Below are 2,992 nucleotides of genomic sequence, written 5' to 3'. Positions count from 1 at the left end.
CAGTTGAAGCGGGGGCGGACTTCGTTGGCGGCGTTGATCTGGCAGTCCCCGATATACGAGGAAAGCGGGTCAAGGATCAGCACCCTTGCGCCCGTTTCCCGGATAGCGGAGAGGATACGCCCATCGTCAAAGGTCAGCGGACTTTCCTTTTCGCTGATGAACAACAGGCGTTCTCTGTCCCCGTTCGCTTTGATGAAGCGGGGGACAATGGTATCGTCCGCATCGTCCTCCGTAGTCTGATAGATGACGCTGATCGGCGCAGGCGGCTTTTCCGTTTCCGTAAACGGCAACGGCTCGCCCCTTGTGAGCAGGGCGGCAATGGTCAGCATAAAGGTGCTTTTCCCGTCGCCGGGGTCGCCCTGCAACAGCGTGACCTTGCCGTATGGAATGAACGGATACCACAGCCATTCAATTTCCTTCGGCTCGATTTCACTCGCCTTGATGACTTCAAGACGGGCATTGTTTGTCTGATTTGCGTTTTGCATTTTGTCCTCCTTTTCGTTTTTATAGATTTTTCTGCCTAATCTATTACCGGCGCATAGGCACCGCCTCCTTTCCGCTTCTGCCGGGACATAGAAAAAGCCCCTGCTTTCGTAAATTCATGGGGCGATTTCGGGGCATTTGCTCCTCTGTAATCGCCTTTGAAAGCAAGGGCTATGTATTTGTATTCAGTTATACCCACACGCCAAAATAGAGCGTTTGGGGAAGAAAAAACCGTTGACTTTTCACCGGGAAACTGGTGTGTCAACGGCTTTTTCGTATTTAGTTCCTAATAGTTAATTCCTTTTATCATTCAGATAACATTATACCACGCCTTGATCTAATATCATATCAAAAAATAGTTTAATTCCATCCTTTGCAGACATCAATCCATGAGGTAAATCCAGAATACTTTTCAAGCTCAGCTATTGTCAGTTCGATTGCGCTGTTACTGCTTCCGCACGCCGGAAACACGGTTTGAAATCTTTTCAGCGACACGTCAAGATATACTGTAACTCCATCGTTGACTGCAAATGGGCAAACTCCGCCGACAGCATGACCTATCATTGCTTGGGCTTCATCCGGCGTTAGCATTTTCGCCTTTGTGCCAAACTGCGCCTTATATTTCGGATTATCAATTTTTGCGTCACCAGCGGCAACGACCAATACGGGGCATCCGTCTACCATGAATGAAAGCGTTTTTGCAATCCTGCAAGGCTCACAATGTAACGCTTCGGCGGCAAGTTCAACCGTAGCACTTGATACCTCAAATTCTTGTATTCGGTTTTCCATTCCATATTTCTTAAAATGTTCTTTGACTTTCTCGACTGACATTTTTCTGCCTCCTTATATCTGCTCCCACAGGAGTATATTGTTTTCAAATCGTGTGTTCAACTTGCCAGTATCTTTTAGCCATGCAAGATATGAGCGGACGGTACTTCCAACCAAAACGTACTGCTCAAAATTCATTGTAAGAGAATAGTAGGTGAACAGCCGTTGCAGAATTGCCTCAAAGCAAAGCGGCTCTTTACAAAGTTCAATGATTTTCCCGGCAACCTCCCATACTTTTTTAATGTTGTACTGTGCTAATGAAGAAATATTGTCTGTTGCCTCCGCATGGGCTGGAATAAACATTTTAGCGTTCAGTGTCTTTACCATTGCAAGTGTTTCCAGATAAGCGGCCACATCATATATAAATCCAATCTGGTATTTATCCAGCGTTTGACGGCTCGATAGACAGTCAGCGAGATAGACAACATTATCTGGTGTACGAAATCCTACCATGTCAAAGAAATGTCCCGGTAGATTGATAATCTCAAAGCCCTCTGGCAAAGTATCATTTGTCAAACGGTCCGCATTACTCTCTTGCGCCAGTAAAAACTTGTGGCGTAGGTCTTTGCACGGATAGCCGCCGTATAGGAAGGACGGCTCCAAAATGGGGTGTCTTGTGAAATCGCACTCTATCCCCGGCGCATAAATCTTACATCCCGTTTGTCCCTGCAAATACCTGTTGCCGCCGATGTGGTCGGCGTTGGAATGGGTGTTAAATATAGCGGTGAGTGTCCAGCCGTTAGCGTCCAAAATCTGTCGGATTTTTCGTCCTGCGTCTTTGTCGTTGCCGCTGTCAATCAGACAAACCTCTTTTTCATTCAGCTTTACAAGTCCTATTTTTGCAGGACTTTGAATGTAATAGCTGCTGTCTGAAACTTGTATCAATTCATACATTGTGTAATTCCTCCGTTAGTGGTTTGAGTAAAAGATAATATTATAGACTGTGCATTGCTTGTCAAAGGGATTATTATAGGCGTGGGGTATATCTGCCCGGAAACGAATAGCTTGTTTTTCTCCAACAATTAATTCCTGCCCGTTAAGGATAAGCTGCAATTTCCCTGTTTGGACTAAAATGTATTCCTCTACACCGTCATTGTGTTTATCCGACGAATGACAGCACCCTACATCAAATTCAATATAGAAAATTTCGACATTACGGATAGGGTCATACGTAAAAATGGGGTATGCTTTCATTCTGCTGTGATCTTCAATAATTATTTCTTCTTTTTCAATATCAACAACAGTGTATTCTGGCTTCTGTTCCTCCAAAAAAGAGGATAGCGGCGTTTTTAACCCTGTTGCAATTTTCCAAAGTGTGGTGATGGTTGGAATAGATTGTCCTCTTTCAATCTGACCTAACATGGGTTTACTAACACCAGTAATACTCGATGTTTCTTCTAAGCTAAGATTTCTACTTGCTCGTATCTCCTTTAACCTTTCACCGATTGCAGATATTGGTGCAGTCATAGATATTCCTCCTCTCCAAAGCTGTTTTGACATACGCAAAATATATTATAGCATACAATCACAAAGAAATCCACCATCACTTTTTGAACTTTTAGGTTTTGGCACAAAATTGTTTCCTTGAAATATACTCAAAAAGGAAAAGCCGCCATCGGCTGACAGCGGCAATTCCCCATGTGTTGGCATCAGTTGTAAATCAAATCATTGTAAACCACCT

At 44.0% G+C, this 2,992-nt stretch carries 4 protein-coding genes; all 4 read right to left on the bottom strand.

From position 1 onward, the window contains the following. Positions 1–485, bottom strand: a 485-nt coding sequence (locus Q0Z70_RS13385; RefSeq protein ID WP_298075288.1) for an AAA family ATPase, incomplete at its 3' end; no start/stop codon positions are given. 358 nt (positions 486–843) lie between these two features. Beyond that, positions 844–1,314, bottom strand: coding sequence for a YbaK/EbsC family protein (locus Q0Z70_RS13380; RefSeq protein ID WP_298075286.1), 471 nt, complete (start codon positions 1,312–1,314; stop codon positions 844–846). A 12-nt stretch (positions 1,315–1,326) separates the two neighbouring features. After that, positions 1,327–2,205 carry an MBL fold metallo-hydrolase gene (locus Q0Z70_RS13375; protein WP_298075285.1) on the bottom strand — a complete coding sequence of 293 codons (879 nt, stop codon included), beginning with the start codon at positions 2,203–2,205 and terminating at the stop codon, positions 1,327–1,329. Positions 2,206–2,220: 15 nt separating this feature from the next. Then, positions 2,221–2,811: an XRE family transcriptional regulator gene (locus Q0Z70_RS13370; protein ID WP_298075283.1), complete on the bottom strand. Its 591-nt coding sequence runs from the start codon at positions 2,809–2,811 to the stop codon at positions 2,221–2,223. Positions 2,812–2,992 lie beyond the last annotated feature (181 nt).

Origin of the sequence: uncultured Bacteroides sp., from assembly GCF_947632445.1 — a bacterium.
GTDB lineage: Bacteria > Bacteroidota > Bacteroidia > Bacteroidales > Bacteroidaceae > Bacteroides.
The sequence above is the reverse complement of the archived record's forward strand: the minus strand, read 5'-3'. Positions and strand labels throughout refer to the sequence as shown.